This window comes from Mesorhizobium sp. WSM4830, assembly GCF_055811495.1.
Genome location: NZ_JBVVQI010000002.1, coordinates 95,242 through 110,637, shown reverse-complemented (window position 1 = coordinate 110,637; position 15,396 = coordinate 95,242). Strand labels below are relative to the sequence as shown.

General features: G+C 59.8%; 12 protein-coding genes. 9 read left to right on the top strand and 3 right to left on the bottom strand.

Annotated features, from left to right (window positions below; genetic code table 11):
* Nucleotides 1-66: 66 nt before the first annotated feature.
* On the bottom strand, nt 67-3,039 hold the full coding sequence (locus AC0L2Y_RS03405) for a trifunctional glycosyltransferase/class I SAM-dependent methyltransferase/polysaccharide deacetylase (protein ID WP_473553832.1): 2,973 nt from the start codon (nt 3,037-3,039) through the stop codon (nt 67-69).
* Between the two features lie 81 nt (nt 3,040-3,120).
* Nucleotides 3,121-3,252, bottom strand: coding sequence for a glycosyltransferase (locus AC0L2Y_RS03400; RefSeq protein ID WP_292654299.1), 132 nt, complete (start codon nt 3,250-3,252; stop codon nt 3,121-3,123).
* Nucleotides 3,253-3,652: 400 nt separating this feature from the next.
* Between AC0L2Y_RS03400 and AC0L2Y_RS03395 the strand changes: the two genes are divergently transcribed.
* The 5 genes from AC0L2Y_RS03395 to AC0L2Y_RS03375 all read left to right on the top strand — a co-directional run bounded on the left by AC0L2Y_RS03395 (nt 3,653) and on the right by AC0L2Y_RS03375 (nt 11,244).
* Complete coding sequence (locus AC0L2Y_RS03395; protein WP_352491708.1) at nt 3,653-4,318, top strand: DUF3450 domain-containing protein; 666 nt, start codon at nt 3,653-3,655, stop codon at nt 4,316-4,318.
* A 7-nt stretch (nt 4,319-4,325) separates the two neighbouring features.
* The gene (locus AC0L2Y_RS03390; RefSeq protein WP_473553829.1) at nt 4,326-6,983 is read left to right on the top strand and encodes an OmpA family protein; all 2,658 of its coding nucleotides are present in this window, start codon (nt 4,326-4,328) and stop codon (nt 6,981-6,983) included.
* Between the two features lie 16 nt (nt 6,984-6,999).
* Entirely contained in the window at nt 7,000-7,491 is a 492-nt protein-coding gene (locus AC0L2Y_RS03385; RefSeq protein WP_473553827.1) for a Rab family GTPase, read from the top strand.
* A 3-nt stretch (nt 7,492-7,494) separates the two neighbouring features.
* Entirely contained in the window at nt 7,495-8,565 is a 1,071-nt protein-coding gene (locus AC0L2Y_RS03380; RefSeq protein WP_473553825.1) for an adenylate/guanylate cyclase domain-containing protein, read from the top strand.
* A 378-nt stretch (nt 8,566-8,943) separates the two neighbouring features.
* Nucleotides 8,944-11,244, top strand: coding sequence for a mechanosensitive ion channel family protein (locus tag AC0L2Y_RS03375; RefSeq protein ID WP_473553823.1), 2,301 nt, complete (start codon nt 8,944-8,946; stop codon nt 11,242-11,244).
* A 32-nt stretch (nt 11,245-11,276) separates the two neighbouring features.
* Here the strand turns inward: AC0L2Y_RS03375 and AC0L2Y_RS03370 are convergent, their stop codons facing one another.
* Nucleotides 11,277-12,173, bottom strand: coding sequence for a LysR family transcriptional regulator (locus AC0L2Y_RS03370; protein ID WP_473553821.1), 897 nt, complete (start codon nt 12,171-12,173; stop codon nt 11,277-11,279).
* 267 nt (nt 12,174-12,440) lie between these two features.
* Here AC0L2Y_RS03370 and AC0L2Y_RS03365 point away from each other — a divergent pair, with 267 nt between their 5' ends.
* The 4 genes from AC0L2Y_RS03365 (at nt 12,441) to AC0L2Y_RS03350 (ending at nt 15,374) form a co-directional block, all read left to right on the top strand.
* A complete protein-coding gene (locus AC0L2Y_RS03365) occupies nt 12,441-13,175 on the top strand; it encodes an SDR family NAD(P)-dependent oxidoreductase (protein WP_473553819.1) in 735 nt (244 codons plus the stop codon).
* Nucleotides 13,176-13,292: 117 nt separating this feature from the next.
* Nucleotides 13,293-13,892 (top strand): NADPH-dependent F420 reductase, encoded by a 600-nt coding sequence (locus AC0L2Y_RS03360; protein ID WP_473553817.1) that lies wholly within the window; start codon nt 13,293-13,295, stop codon nt 13,890-13,892.
* Between the two features lie 3 nt (nt 13,893-13,895).
* Nucleotides 13,896-14,399 carry an SRPBCC domain-containing protein gene (locus AC0L2Y_RS03355; protein WP_352491700.1) on the top strand — a complete coding sequence of 168 codons (504 nt, stop codon included), beginning with the start codon at nt 13,896-13,898 and terminating at the stop codon, nt 14,397-14,399.
* Nucleotides 14,400-14,561: 162 nt separating this feature from the next.
* Nucleotides 14,562-15,374, top strand: a complete 813-nt coding sequence (locus AC0L2Y_RS03350) for an SDR family NAD(P)-dependent oxidoreductase (protein WP_473553815.1) — start codon at nt 14,562-14,564, stop codon at nt 15,372-15,374.
* Nucleotides 15,375-15,396 lie beyond the last annotated feature (22 nt).

Genomic DNA, 15,396 nt, shown 5'->3' with positions numbered 1-15,396 from the left:
GGGCGGGACACCGAATAAAAAGCGGAAGCAACTTGTTACAAAACTAGACACTGACAAGTTCACCGTTCATGCGAGCACGGCCTCAACTTTGCCAACAAAGTCGTCGAGCGAGCGATCCCCGCGGATCTCGATGCGCGGAAGGTCGATGGGATCGCAATCGAGGTCCGCCGGCCCGTGTCTGCCGCCGAAGCCGATCCGATAGCCGCACTCCTTCGCCAGCCGGCCAAGCCGTCGGTCGGTGACGGAGAAGGGCGCTGCGAACGCCGTGGTTGGCCGACCGGTCCATCGTTCGATGAACATACGAGAACGCAGGAGCTCGGCGGCCAAGTCAGAGCTCGACAGACCATCGATCGCGCGATGCGTCGCCAGATGGCTTCCGAAGAACGCACCTTCGCCGGCGAGGCGTCGCACCGTCCCGGCGTCCATAAGCTGCGTCGGCGGGCCGGCGTCGGTATCCCATGTTGCGCTTCCACCCACCAGGTCCGTCACCAGGAACACTTCCGCGGTCAGGTCGTTCGCGCGCAAGATCGGCCAGGCATGGTCGGCAAAGTTCTGGAAGCCGTCGTCGAAGGTGATGAGCACTGGGCGGCCAACGAAAGGCTGACGGTTGGCTATGAACCATTCCAGCTGCTCGGACCTAATCGCGTGAAAGCCATTGGCGCGCAGCCATGCCATTTGGCTGGCGAATAAGGCGGGCGTGAGCCGAAAACGGGCGAGCGCGGCCGGACCTTCATCGGCGACGCTGTGATACATGAGGACAGGGATACGCTGTCGCCGCTCGCTACGTGCGACGTCGCGGCGCAAGGCCCGCGCCCCGCCCCAGACGATATTTCGCGCGACCCCGATTTCGACGGGTGCGCGGATTGGCACATGATCTATCACCGGTTCCGTCGCCACGTCGCCTGGTGACAGGCGGCGGAAGCGGTCTATGCGGTAGAGTTCGGTCTGGATCGATTGCTCGAGGACGAGGCCGTCGGTCGCTGCCAGCGTCTCTGAGATCGCTTGTGCACCGAATGTGTTCCAGTCGAAGCCCGTCCTTTCAACATTGTCTCGTAGCACGAATGCGTGTGCGCTGATGAAACTGCCGCCAGGCGCCAACGCCTCAACGAGTTTTTTGGCGATGCGCCGCAACTCGGCGAGATCATCCAGGTAGTAGAGCGCTTCCGAACAGACGATCAGATCCATTTCGCCCGGCAGGGTGTCCGCAGAGAAATCCAGTACGCCGAACTCAACATTCGGCTGATCGCTGCATCGCGCGCGCGCCCGCCCGATGGCTACGGCGGAGATGTCAGTTGCGGTCAGATGGCCCACGCGCGGCGCCAGCTGCCGCGTGAAGTGGCCCTCCGCGCAGGCCAGCTCAAGCGCCCGTCCGATGGGACCGGCAGGCAGAATTTCGAGCTGCCGCTCATATTTTTCCTGCTCATAGGGCGAACCGTAGTTCCAGGGATCCTCGGTCGCGAAATGGCGATTCCAGAAAGACGTGCGATCATTGTCGAGCCCATCCTCGGCCCGTGCACGGCGCGGCGCTGCAAGAGGCTCTTTAGTTTCGACGCTCGACCGAACCAGCGCTTGCGCTTCCGCGGCCAATTCCGCGAGTTTGCCGAAGTGGCTGTCCCGATCAGACCGGCGTCCTGCCATGGATAACAATGCCTCGGCTGCAAACATGTTTGACTTATCGGCACCGGCGCCCTTTTGCGGTGCATGTACGGGCGATCGCCTCGCAAGCCGCGCGGCACTGTGCACAAGCCGCTCAGGGGGCACGAAATTCAGGATCAATTCAATCCAATGACGCCTTGTCACGTTCCCGAGTATGCCGAACTGCACGAGAGCCTCGATCTGGCCATCCAGCATCAGATAGGCATAGATTTGATCTATTCCTTCCGGCACTTCGATCGAGGCCGGATTTCGCGCGTCGACACGAATTCCAAATGTCCGCGCCAGCCTGCGCGGCGCGGCAAGATCGTCGACATCGAGCAGCATTTGCTCAAGGTGATACTGGACGCGGCGAGCCGCGTCGGGATTGTTCCAGACCTTGCCGAGTTCGATGATCAGCTCGGTGAGGGAGCCGCCGAACCTGTCCCACCTGGCAGCCAATTGCGCTGGCACCGACAGGCTTCCTGTCATAAGGCCATCGACGGCCACCTTGGCGACCTCACGCGCCCACTTACGTCCTGCCGGGAGCGCGCGCAGGGATTGCGGGTTGATCGAGCGCGAGCCGCAGCCGCAATCTGACGCGGCGTTCCACAACGCGAACCACGCGAGCGCTTCGGAAGCGGTGCCGCCGTTCGCCAAAATCGCTCCATTGGCGTGTGCCGATGCCGGGTGTTTGACCCTGGGATCGGCGGAAAAGCCGCGAGCGATCACGATTTCGGCATCTGCCAGCATCTGCGCCGAATTGCGGCTGAGCGCGTTGGGGCTGGCCCGATAGAAAGCGAGCGGCTCGTCGACCATCACCCAATTTTTGCCCAGACGTGCGAGGCGCTGCCACAGATCCCAGTCCTCGCAGGTGCGCAGAGATACATCGAAACCGCCCAACTCGACAATTGTCTCCCGGTCGACCAGCAGCGCGTGAGTGCGGATAGCACACCGGCGGGCGAATGTTTCGAAGGGCTGGATCGCGACCTCCGTTGCGATGCTCGCCGGGGTGAGTTCGCCATCGGGCATCACGCGCTGGGAACCGCAATAGGCGGCTACTGCATCGGGAGCGGATTTCAGTGCGGCCAGCATTTTGGCAAGGAAGCTGGCATCCACCCAATCGTCCGCATCCAAAAACATAAGCCAGCGGCCGCGCGCTGTCGAAATCCCGCGATTGCGCGCGCCGGCGGGGCTATGCGCACAAGACCTCAACGTCCGAAATCGGGCATCGTGCTCTACATAACCGGCGATGATCGCGGGGGTGCGGTCCGTGGAGGCGTCGTCGACGATGATCGCCTCCCAATCCACTATTTCCTGATCGAGAAGGCACTCGAGAGCGCGCGCCAGCGTTACCTCCGCGTTGTGCGCAGGAACCACGATTGAAACCAAGGGATCATGCGCCACGCCGTCTTACCCGCGCCTGGTTCGAGGCAGAACAAGATGTGTTGATCTTTCTCGGGCGGAGGCCGTCACAATCGACGCCGATCAGTCCGTCGACCCATCGTCCATCACCACTATATCCAGTATCTGGCAGGTCTGCCGGCGGATGCCGGCAAGCGTTGCGCCGACGGTTTGCTCGGCATTGAACATCGGTACCACACCGCCTTGCGGTAGCATTGTCCTGGATCATCGAGCTTTCGTCTTCTTCGGCAAGAGTCGGCAAATGTCAAAACCGGATGACGGCATCGGCTGGCAGCATTGCCCTGTCAAGATAAGGGCGAATTAGAGGCGGGCAAAAAGACTTGAAGACAGGCCGAATGGCAAGCGCGCATGCCCGACGGCTTAGAGCGGAGGCCGATGCGCCGGGCAATCCTTTCGCGCATTTCATCTGCAAAGAGATGGTCGCGGGCGAAGACGCGAGCTGATCTGGATCGAGCCGCATGTCGAATCTACCCGAATGGGGACGTACGAACCGACTTAAGCCGAGAAGATTCCGGCTTGCGGGTCGGCAGTTTTGCTGGCAAGTTTACCAGTTGCTAAATTAGCGTGCGACAATGTTCAAAGGGAGGGGCATGGGATGGCCAAGGAATCTTCGAGTACCGCTTCTACGGCAAATAAAGCGGACGCAAATCTGATAAGTAATGCAGAAGGAAGCGGGCTGACCTTCATGGCGGGCCAGGCTCGCGAGAGCGGGGCCCCCGGCGACGCTGTAGGTGTCGACAAGATACGTGATCTGCTGTTCGGCAACCAGATGCAGGACTATGACCGCCGCTTTTCCAAGCTTGAAGAACGGGTCTTGCAGCGCTTCAAGGATGTCGAATCCGAGGCCAAGCGCAATCTTGAAATGTACGAGTCAAATGCAAAGAAGCAGGTCGACTCGCTTGCGGCGCAATTGCGGAACGAAAAAGACGCGCGAGCCGATGCCGACAAGGAGATCGATCGGAATCTTCGCGAGCAAAATCAGGCGCTCGAAAAGCAGGTGCGCGCGTTGTCGGATCAGTTGAGCGAGCTTGAGCGGGAAGTTGCGGACCGGATAAATCGAAACGATCATTTGCTGCGTGAGGAAATCAAGCAAAAGAATGAAAGCATTCAGATGCTGATGGAGAAAATGTTTTCCGATCTCGGCAATGTCAAGACCGACCGAAATCTTTTGGCTGGCCTGTTTGTCGAGGTTGCAAAATGTCTAAATCAGGATCCCGTAGGCAGCAAGAACAACTCGGAGCGTACCTGGAAAGTGAGTTGATCGGAACTTGACGTCGACCGTTGACCCAATCAGCCTTCCTCAAAGAGCAGCTTCGAACGATACAGAGATTGATCGCGAGGCTCTGGCTCGCCTTTTGATCGAAATTGCCCGGAACGTTGATCCGGACTATCGTGCGCGTCTCGACGGAATCCCAACCGCCGACCCTCGCATGGAAACGCTGCGCCAGTTGCTGGTCGGCCGCGAAATTTCGGAGCTTTCACGAGTTACGCACCTGCTCGACGAACCTGAGCAGCTTGCGGCCGCAGTGGGGGGCGTCCTCCCCAGTGCAGCCGCACGTGCGCCGCACGCGCAACTCGGAGAGGCTCTTGCGCCAGCTGTCGAGAGGGCCGTGCAACGGTCCATCCAGAAGAGCCCGCGTACGCTTACGGATATATTGTATCCGGTGTTTCTGCCGGCTATTCGCAAGTCGATCGGCGAAAAGATCGACCAAACCTTTCAATCGCTGAATGAAACTTTAAGACATATATTTACCTGGCATGGGCTCAAGTGGAGACTTGAAGCTTGGAGAACAGGAGCAAGCTTCTCAGAAGTTGTTCTTAAGCATTCTCTTGTCTATCGTGTAGAGCATGTCTTTCTCATCAATCGCAATTCCGGGCTTTTGATAGCCCATGTAACTGCTGATAATGCAACCAGCGAAGATCCCCACCTCATTTCTTCTATGCTTAGTGCAATTCAAGATTTTGTAAGGGACTCATTTAACGAGAAAGAACAGAGCGGCCTGGACACGATCCGCTTCGGGGAGCTTCGTCTCTGGTCGGAAGTTGGACCGTTTGCGACCTTGGTTGCGGTGATCCGGGGAAATCCGCCGGAGGAATTACATGAAATAATTCGCGATGTATTGCTTCGCATCCATGATGAATACTCACAGGCTCTAGAGCAGTTTGACGGCGACAGTTCGCAGTTGGCCGGCGTAGAGACGGAGTTGCAAACCTGCGTTGAACTGAAGCAGGAGGAATCAAACCAGGGATTTCCCTGGCTGGTCTTGGCTGCAGTCCTGCTGGTTTTGATCCCCGCAGGCGGTTGGTTCTTTCTTTCCTGGCAATCCGGGCAGCGCTGGCAGGCGTATGTGTCGCGACTGGGGGCCCAGCCGGGCATCATCGTTGCCGAACAAACGGCGAGGGGCGGATATTTCTATATTTCCGGCCTGAGAGACCCGCTTGCCGCCGACCCGCAGTCGCTGTTGGCCGGAACGGAGCTCGATCCCGCCCGCGTTCATTCGCAGTGGCAATTCTATCAGAGCCTCGATCCGAAGTTCGTGTTGAAGCGGTTAACGACGTCGCTGGCTCCGCCGGATTCAGTACGACTTTCGATCGTCAATCATCGCATCGTTGCCGAGGGTGAGGCTCCCGACACCTGGATAGATCGGGCGCGCGCAGCGGCCCAACAACTTTCGGCAGGCGGACCGGAATTCGACATCTCCAGGGTTCGTGATGTGAGCCCCGAAACACGTGCGGTGGAGCACTGGCAGGCGTATGTGTCGCGACTGGAGGCCCAACCGGGAATCATCGTTGCCGAACAAAAGGTGCGTGATGGCCAATTCTATATTGCCGGCCTGAGAGACCCGCTTGCCGCCGACCCGCAGTCGCTGTTGGCCGGAACGCAGGTCGATCCCGCTCGCGTTCATTCGCAGTGGCAATTCTATCAGAGCCTTGATCCGAAGTTCGTCCTGAAGCGGCTGATAGTGTCGCTGACCCCGCCGAAATCGGTTCGGCTTTCGATCGTCGAGGATCGCATCGTTGCCGAGGGTGAGGCTCCCGATACCTGGATAGATCGGGCGCGCGCAGCGGCCCGACAGCTTTCGGCAGGCGGACCGGAATTCGACATCTCCAAGGTTCGTGATGTGAGCCCCGAAGCACGCGCGGCGGAGCACTGGCAGACTTATGTGTCGCGACTGGAGGCCCAAGCCGGAATCATTGTCGCCCAACAAACGGCGCGGGGCGGACATTTCTATATTTCCGGCCTGAGAGACCCGCAGGCCGCCGACCCGAAGGCTCTGCTGTCCGGAACAGGGGTCGATCCTGCTCGCGTTCATTCGCAGTGGCAATTCTATCAAAGCCTTGACCCGAAGTTCGTGGTGAAGCGGCTGATGGCGTCGCTGACTCCGCCGGATTCAGTACGGCTTTCGATCATCAAGGATCGCATCGTTGCCCAGGGTGAGGCTCCTGCCGCCTGGATAGATCGGGCGCGGGTCGCCGCCCAAGAGCTGTCCGCGGACGGACTCTCTCTAGAACTCTCCGAGCTGCGTGAGTTGACCCCTCCGCAACTCACTCATTTGAGGGAGGCTATTCAAGCGGTCAACATTTTCTTCGATTCTGGCAAGGCTGTACCGGGACCAGAGCAACTGCCGGTTCTCGACAATTTGGCGAACCAGTTGAAGCAATTGGCCAAGGACGCCCGCAACGCAGGCGTAACAGCACAGTTCATGTTGACCGGCCATTCGGACGAGACGGGCCGTGAAACGGCCAAATTGTCGATCAGCGCCGCGCGTGCGGAAACAGTTCGTGCGCTTCTCAAGAAGCGCGGTGTCGATCCGGAGTTGCTCTTGGTTCGCGGCGCGGGCACCTTTGAGCCAGCGGAGATTGAAAATAGCCGAACGGGGAACTCCGCCAACCGCAGAGTTTCGGTTACGGTAAACTTCCACTAGGGCGGAGCCCAGGAAATTGCAAAAGAAGATCTGCATGTTGGGCGGGTTCGCTGTCGGAAAGACGAGTCTGGTTCGCAGGTTTGTGCAAAGCATCTTTTCAGAAACCTACTTGACCACGGTGGGAGTGAAAATCGACAAGAAGAGTGTCGCATTCCCGGACAAAACCGTGGATCTGATTTTGTGGGATTTGGCCGGCGAAGACGATATCGGCTCATTCCGCGTCAGCTATGTGCGAGGTGCGAGCGGGCTCGTGCTTGTCGTCGATGGAACCCGCGCCGCTACTCTTGAAGTGGCGCTCACGTTGCGCGAGCGGGCCGAGGCTGAATTCGGCGCTATGCCGTTTGTATTGCTGTTCAACAAATCCGATCTGGCCGATCGGTGGGCAATATCGGATAGTGAAATTGACGAACTGAGGCAACTTGGATGGCAAATCTATCTAACAAGTGCGCTTTCGGGTGAACATGTTGATGATGCGTTTCGTCAGCTTGCTTCGATGGTTAGCAAATAGACCATGCACGAATTGCCACGAGAAGTCAGAAGCTGGATTTACGATTTCTTCTACAACGAGCACTCCGTCGCATATCTGAAAATCGACGCCCAGCTTTGCATAGCTGAGAAGGGCGGTAACGTTAAACATTACGGACTCTCATCAGTTCGCATAGGTAAGCCTGTTGCCGAGCAGCTTGAATTCATGGAAGGTTTGCTGCCCTGCCCGGAGCTTCCATATCATATGGCCATGGTCGAACTGCCCAGCGGGCGTGTCGCGGACCTCCATCTTTTTGCTGACAATGCCTGCGTGTGGCTGCTCTTTCTTGACGCCACTGCCGAACGCGACAATAGGCAGCGACTTCAACAGAAGGCTTATGAAATGACGCTCCTGCAAGAGAGGGAGCGTCAACTCAACGAGAAATTACAATCGATGAACGAGGCGTTGAGGGCGAGCCAAGAGGGATTGTCGCGTGAATACCAGCGCGCCGAAGCCCTGCTCCTCAACATTCTTCCGGCGTCTATCGCGGAGCGGCTAAAAGCGCACGAAGAAATTGCAGACAACTACGCAGAGGTGAGTGTGCTTTTTGCCGACATCGTCGGTTTTACGGAAAGAGCGCGGAACGTCGGAGCCGTGACGACGCTCGCTATTTTAAATTACTTCTTCAAGGCGGCGGATCTGCTCTCGGAGCGATACGGCTGCGAAAAGATCAAGACAATCGGCGATTGTGTGATGGTGGTCGCTGGCCTGCCCGCCGCGCGATCCGATCATGCGGAAGCCCTTGCGCACTATGCACTTGAACTGCGGAAGGCGGTTAAGCTCGAACGCTTCGCAGGAGAACCGATAAGACTCAGAATTGGAATTCACTCAGGACCAATCGTGGCGGGCGTCATAGGCAAAAGGCGGTTTGCCTATGACCTATGGGGCGACACCGTTAATCTCGCCGCACGTATCCAAACGTCCGCGGAGCCCGATGAAATCCGTATTTCGGATGCAACTCATCAACTCCTTGGACCAAATTTTGCTTGCGACCCACTCGCGGAAACGGAATTGCGTGGCACAGGTCGTGTGCGAATGTGGCGGCTCCCGGCCTGATTTGCCGCATGGCAGTGCCGACCCTGGAGTGCATTGCATCTCAAGCCACATCATGGTTTCGAATGTCCGCAGAGGTGCAGTCGACCACCGAGCGACCGCCAAAGCTCCGTCCTGGTCAACTCAGGAAATCAGCTCCTGAAATTGAACGTCGATGCCCAGTTCGTAGAGCGGCTGGAGGCTGGGCCGAGATCGGAATGCCCTCCCCCGGCGGCTAAAATGCCCTCCCCCGGCGGCTAAGTAGACACCGCGAAGTAGCCGGCGTAACGGTCTAGGTCGGAACGATGACGTTCTTGCACCGCAACATTGGTTTCTTCAAGGTAGGGCAACGACGGACATAGATGTCGTTGCTTGCCGATTTGACCGGAAGGTTACAGCACGATGCCACGCATCACTCGACGATTGGGGGCCAGGAATCTGGCGCGCCCGGCACGGCGTCTCGGAGACCTGACTGCGATGTTTGCCTTGATTGCCAGGCCGCTCGTCTTCGGGATCGCCCTTTTGTTGGCTGGTCAGGCACAGGCGCAGGCGCCGGCGACGGTCCCGCCTGAAAATGTCAAACAGCTGTTCGAGCTTCTCGACGATCCGTCAGTGAAGGCCTGGGTGGCCGAACAGCGAAATCAGGACGCCGGGACATCGGGAGCGTCTGCCGAGAGAGGAGCTTCGCCGACCGACGCATCCTCCGGCGCCGTGGCCGCGCCCAGCCAGATGAATACGATGGCATCCTCGACGCTCGATCGGATCAAGCATCATATCGAAAGAATCGTGCGAACTTTGCCCCTGCTGCCAGGCCAGTTCGCACGCGTTCGGGCGGAGACGATGGAGGATATGTCCAGCAAAGGGTCTGCCGCCGTACTTGTGCTGATTGCGATGTTCATCGCTGCCGGCCTGGCACTCACTTGGGCAACGTTCAAGGTCACCCGTCCATTTCGTCTTTGGATTATCGCGCAGCCGAAGGATACGCCCGTTGGGCGAGCCAAGAAGATTGGGGGGCGCGCGCTTTATTCCAGCATGCTGATCGTCTCGTTCGCACTGGGCAGCGCCGGCGCGTTCATGTTGTTCGACTGGCCAATGCTTATCCGCGAGATTGTGCTGACATTTCTGATGGCGGCAGTCGTTACATGGGGTGTGCGCATGTACGTCATGGCCATGCTCGTCCCTTCCTTCATGAACGTCGAGAACGCCGTCGAGGTTCGTGCTTTGCCGATCACCAACGAAGCGGCCGACCATTGGTCCTATTGGCTGCCCCGGATCGTTGGCGTCTTCGCCTTCTTCGGCGCCGCGTTTATCCTCTTGCCAGGTCTCGGCATCGATCAGGACGGAATGGTGGTCCTGTCACTGGGCGCCGACTTCGTGCTGCTGGTGCTCCTGCTGCTCGCCATTTGGCGTCGGCCAAGAACGCAGCGAGACGGTGCGCGCCACATCGGTCACACGGAAGCGACATGGCTATTGACTGCTTATTTCGTCGTCCTGTTCCTGCAGCGCATCGCCGGCCTTTATACATACTTCTGGTTCACCTTCGCCGCATTCTTCCTGCCTTTTGCAATCGTGATGACGCAGCGCGGGGTTAATTTCGTTCTGCGGCCAGGTTCGGAAGATGTCGGCCGGCCTACGATCCCGGCGGTGACGATCGCTGTCATCGATCGCGCAATCCGAATGATTTTCATCCTGGCGGCGGCTTACCTTCTCGCACGTGTCTGGGGTCTGGACATGCAATCCATGCGGGACAGCGATACGACGACGACGTTCATATTGCGCGGCTTGATCAATGTCGTGGTCATTGCCCTCGCAGCCGATTTTGGCTGGTCGATCATCAAAGCTTTGATCGAACGAAAGCTGGGCATTGAAACACCGCACCCTGTGATCAGCGACGAGGACGTCCCGATCCTCGATCCGCAGCAGGCGCGGCTGCACACGCTCTTGCCGATCCTCCAGAACATTCTGCTCGCATCGATCATCGTGATGGCGGTGCTTATGATGCTCGCCTCGCTGGGTATCCAGATCGGCCCATTGATCGCCGGCGCTGGCGTCGTCGGCGTCGCCGTGGGCTTTGGGGCACAAACGATCGTCAAGGACGTCATTTCAGGCGTGTTTTTTCTGCTCGATGATGCGTTCCGTGTCGGCGAATACATTTCATCGGGCAATTACAAGGGTACTGTGGAAAGCTTTTCGCTGCGCTCGGTGAAGCTGCGCCACCATCGTGGTCCGCTGTTCACGATACCTTTCGGTGAACTCGGAGCAGTTCAGAACCAGAGCCGTGACTGGGTTATCGACAAATTCAACATCACCGTTGGTTATGACACCGACATCGACTTCGCCCGCAAGCTGATCAAGCGGATCGGCCTCGAACTGGCGGAAGATCCCGAGTTCAAACACTGGGTGCTCGACCCGATCAAGATGCAGGGCGTACAGGAGTTCGGCGAATACGGCATCGTGTTGAGGGTCAAGGCCACAACCAAACCGGGAGGCGCCTTCGGTATGAAACGCAAGTTCTATGTACGCCTCCGCCAAGTCTTCAAGGAGCAGGGCATCGAACTCCCATTTCCGACCGTCCAGGTCCAGGGGCTACAGAACCCACATGGGCCAGAGAATGCGCCGTTGGAGATCACACCCGAGTTGAAAATGGCCGTCGCGCAGTCGCACACTATCCGGCGCAGAAAAAAAGCTAGCACCACGGAGTAGTCGAGACAGCGCCATCGGCGACCTGCCGCGCGTCAGCCGCGCGATATGGACAGCCCCGCGAGGAGCGGCGCGTACGCGGCGAGCCTGCGGGATACGAACTCTGTGAAGAGCCGCACGCGCTTGGTCTTGCGTGTCTCCCCCTGCGTGAGAAGCCAGAGCGTTCCATGCATGTGCAGATCGGTGCCCGGCACCCTCACCAGTAGGGGGTCGGCATCGCCAACGAAGCACGGCAGCGTGGTCATCCCGAGCCCCTGCCGTACAGCAGCGATCTGCGCCTCGCCGTCCGTGGTCCTGAATGGAACCCCCGTGGTGCGAACCTCGCCGTCGCTGGCCCAATCCGGAATGCCATGAATGCTTATAACGATCCACCGAATGGAACCAGGCGCGCCCGCACGCCACGCGGCTAGTCGATCGCGGGACATGTAGACGCCGCCGAACAGTACCGGCCCCTTCAGGCCGTGAAGATTGAGCGGCAGGGTTTTGCGGTCGTAGACGACGCGGATCGCGACGTCGGCCTCTCGGTTGGTCAGATTTGCCAGCTCGCCGGACGACAAAATTTCCATCTCGATGTCCGGATGCAGACGCGCGAAATCGGCGAAGTCCGGCATGAGCAGGTGTGTCGCGAGGGACGGTGCCAGCGTCACCCGCAGAAGCCCGCGCACGCTCTGGTCGCGACCGAAGACGCGCGTCTCCAGCTGGTGCGACGACGCTTCCATCTGGTTCGCGAGCTCGATGACCTCCTCGCCCGCAGCCGTCAGGCGGTAGCCCGAAGGCCGCTTTTCGAACATCTGCGCCCCGAGGCGTTCCTCGAGCTGAGCGATGCGTCGCAACACGGTCGAGTGATTCACGCCGAGGCGCTCGGCGGCAGCCCGCACCGAGCCTCCGCGCGCGACGGCAAGAAAGTAGCGAACGTCATCCCAGTCGATCATGGTGCAATCCGGCACCGCGCGGTGCGCCTTCCAAAGCCTGTATCTAACACATCGAACAGCATCTCGTTGTTGGTAACACAGGCGGTCATCATAGCCTATGTCGACGGCGCGGCGTCTCAGAACGGCGGGCACCGATCGTCGCGGCTGGCGTCCCGCCGGATCGATTTTGCACCACCGATGTGCGTGCTTGCGCACTCAACAACTGACGCCGGCGGACCCATTTCGAGGTTCTCGGGAGCGTTCCCGAACGACTAAAGGATGCACCACATGAACAGACTGAATGGAAAGACCGCCGTGATCACCGGCGGCGCTACCGGCATCGGCCTTGGCGCAGCAAAACGCTTCATCGAGGAGGGCGCCTTCGTCTTCATCTTCGGTCGCCGGCGGGAAGCGCTCGACGCCGCAGTGGCCGACCTCGGACCCAATGCCCGCGCGGTGCAGGGCTCGGTCTCCGATCTGGCCGACCTCGACCGACTCTATGCGTCGGTGAAGGCCGAGCGCGGAACCCTCGACATCGTCTTCGCCAATGCCGGGGCGGGAAGCCAGCTTCCCCTCGGTCAGATTACCGCCGAACACATTGACGAAACCTTCGACACCAATGTCAAGGGTACGATCTTCACGGTCCAGAAGGCGCTGCCGCTGATGGGCCCGGGCGGTTCGATCATTCTGACCGGATCGAGCGCCGGTACCACGGGCGCCCCGGGATTCACTGCCTACAGTGCGAGCAAGGCGGCAGTGCGCAATCTCGCGCGGACCTGGGCGGAGGACCTGAAGGGCACCGGCATCCGGGTAAACGTGCTGTCGCCCGGGCCGACGGCGACCGAACTCGCGAAGGAAGCGCTCGGCGAGGAGGGCCAGAAGGTCTTCGCCTCGATGACCCCGCTCCAGCGCATGGCCGATCCGGCGGAGATCGGGGCGGCGGCTGCCTTTCTCGCGTCGCCGGACAGCAGCTTCATGACCGCCAGCGAGGTCGCCGTTGACGGCGGCCTTGCGCAACTCTGACGCGCCACGCCCGGCCGGGCGCCCCATTCGATTATTCGGGACGCCGTAGGGCTCGGTAAATAACCCAGCACCGTTGAGGGCCGGGGAAACAATATTAACACGGATCGGAGAAATATTATGAGCTACGCAATTGTAGGATTCGGTAAGATAGGCCAGGCCCTCGCCCACGCCTTCGCCCGTAAAAACATCGACGTGACCGTCGCGAGCCGCCGGCCGCCCGAGGCGTTGGCGCCGCAGGCTCGGACGATTGGACCCACGGTCGTTGCCAAGTCGCTGCGGGATGCAGTCGAGGCCGACACAATCATCTTGGCGGTCCCGTTCGGGGAGCACCGCGAGGTTGCGAAAGCCCTGCCGAGCTGGGAAGGCAAGACGGTCATCGACGCGATGAACCTCTTTCCGGTCCCTGAAGAGCTGGACGGTCTCCCGTCCTCCGCTTTCGTCGCGAAGGCGTTCACCGGCGCCAAGTTCGTGAAAGGGTTCAATCACCTGATTGCGGCCACCCTGGCTGCCGATCCGATCGTCGAGGGCGGCCACCGGGTCGTCTTTCTGTCGAGCGACGACGAGGACGCGATCGCTCCCGTGGCGGCCTTGGCCAAACAACTCGGGTTCGCACCCGTCAAGCTGGGAAAGCTCAACGAGGGTGGCGTGCTGGTGCACGCACGCGGCCGCACCTGGGGCCAGCTCATCTTCCAGGATTTGTTCAAGAAGGAGCAGTGACCGATGTATGACCACGTGATTTGGCCCGAGCGATATGATCCGAAAACGTCGGCTATCTACGCACTCAACGACATTGACGTGAAGGCGCCGCCTGACGTGGTCTGGAAGCTGCTGGTCGATGCCGAGAATTGGTCGAGCTACTTTCCCGCCGAAAATCAGGTCAAGATCCTGACCGGCAAGCCGGAACTGGCGCTTGAAACCAGATACAGCCGGGTGACGGTTGGCTTTCCGATGAGTCTGGTCGTGACGGAGTGGGAACCCTTCCGCAGGCTCGCGTGGGCGACGACCGTCGATGGCGACGAGACCGGCTCGAGCGCATACCACGGCTGGGTCATCACCCCTACGGTCGATGGCTGCCATGTGCTGACCGAAGAAACGCAGCAGGGCCCTTGGTTCCTTGAGGAACTCGGGCGCAAGCATCCCGGTGCACTCTACCGCTATCACCAGGAATGGGTCGAAAGCCTCGCCCGCGCTGCAGAGGCGGAAGTGGTAAGCAAGGCAACTTGATGCGCGTGTCTTGAGGCTTGGCCCGTTGCTTGGGCCGCAACGCTTTCGACCGAACAGTACTGGGCCTGCCTTCGTCCGAATATTGTCGGTACTCAACAGACGACGGGCGCTTCCAGCCTGGATCGGCGGATGATCACCCACCTACCATTGGAGATAAATGATATGAATATTGAACTCAGCGGCCGCAAGGCGATTGTCACCGGATCCACCGCCGGTATCGGCCGCGCGACGGCGGAGGGGTTGGCCCGTGCCGGTGCATCGGTCGTCGTCAACGGCCGTGGGAATACCCGGGTCGACGAGGCGGTGCGGCAGATGCGGCAGGCCTTTCCCGGATGCGACATCTCGGGCATCGCCGCCGATCTTGCGACAGCGGAGGGCGCCGAGGCCTTGATCGCGCAGGCGCCGGACGCCGATATACTTGTGAACAATGTTGGTACGGCTCACATCCGGAGCTACAGTGGCGTCGAGGACATCGCGAAGATCCCCGACGAAGACTGGCTTGGCCTCTTCCAGTTAAACGTAATGAGTGGCGTGCGCGTGACCCGTCATTACCTGCCGCGGATGGTGGCGACGGGCTGGGGCCGTGTCGTGTTTGTAAGTAGCGAGTCCGCAGTCAACATCCCCAAGGAAATGCTCGACTACGGCATGACCAAGACCGCTCAACTCGCGGTGTCGCGCGGGCTCGCCGAGGCGGTCGCGGGCACGGGTGTCACAATCAACGCCGTCCTGCCGGGACCTACCCGCTCTGAGATCCTGGGCGACTTCATGGCGAAGCAGGCTGACGCAAACGGAATCACGCAGCAGGAGGCCGAACAGGGCTTCTTGAAGGCGATGCGTCCGACCACCCTCATCCAACGCTTCGCGACCACCGATGAGGTGGCCAACATGATCATCTACGCATGCTCGGAGCAGGCTTCGGCGACAACCGGCGCGGCTTTGCGGGTGGATGGCGGCGTGGTCCGCTTCGTCGCGTAGCTGCCGAGACGGTTAAGGCGCC

Coding starts and splice junctions, on each gene's coding strand:
- AC0L2Y_RS03395 (WP_352491708.1), top strand. CDS start 3,653: ATGGCCAAGGAATCTTCGAGTACCGCTTCTACGGCAAATAAAGCGGAC.
- AC0L2Y_RS03355 (WP_352491700.1), top strand. CDS start 13,896: ATGTATGACCACGTGATTTGGCCCGAGCGATATGATCCGAAAACGTCG.
- AC0L2Y_RS03380 (WP_473553825.1), top strand. CDS start 7,495: ATGCACGAATTGCCACGAGAAGTCAGAAGCTGGATTTACGATTTCTTC.
- AC0L2Y_RS03400 (WP_292654299.1), bottom strand. CDS start 3,252: ATGCTACCGCAAGGCGGTGTGGTACCGATGTTCAATGCCGAGCAAACC.
- AC0L2Y_RS03360 (WP_473553817.1), top strand. CDS start 13,293: ATGAGCTACGCAATTGTAGGATTCGGTAAGATAGGCCAGGCCCTCGCC.
- AC0L2Y_RS03365 (WP_473553819.1), top strand. CDS start 12,441: ATGAACAGACTGAATGGAAAGACCGCCGTGATCACCGGCGGCGCTACC.
- AC0L2Y_RS03370 (WP_473553821.1), bottom strand. CDS start 12,173: ATGATCGACTGGGATGACGTTCGCTACTTTCTTGCCGTCGCGCGCGGA.
- AC0L2Y_RS03375 (WP_473553823.1), top strand. CDS start 8,944: ATGCCACGCATCACTCGACGATTGGGGGCCAGGAATCTGGCGCGCCCG.
- AC0L2Y_RS03350 (WP_473553815.1), top strand. CDS start 14,562: ATGAATATTGAACTCAGCGGCCGCAAGGCGATTGTCACCGGATCCACC.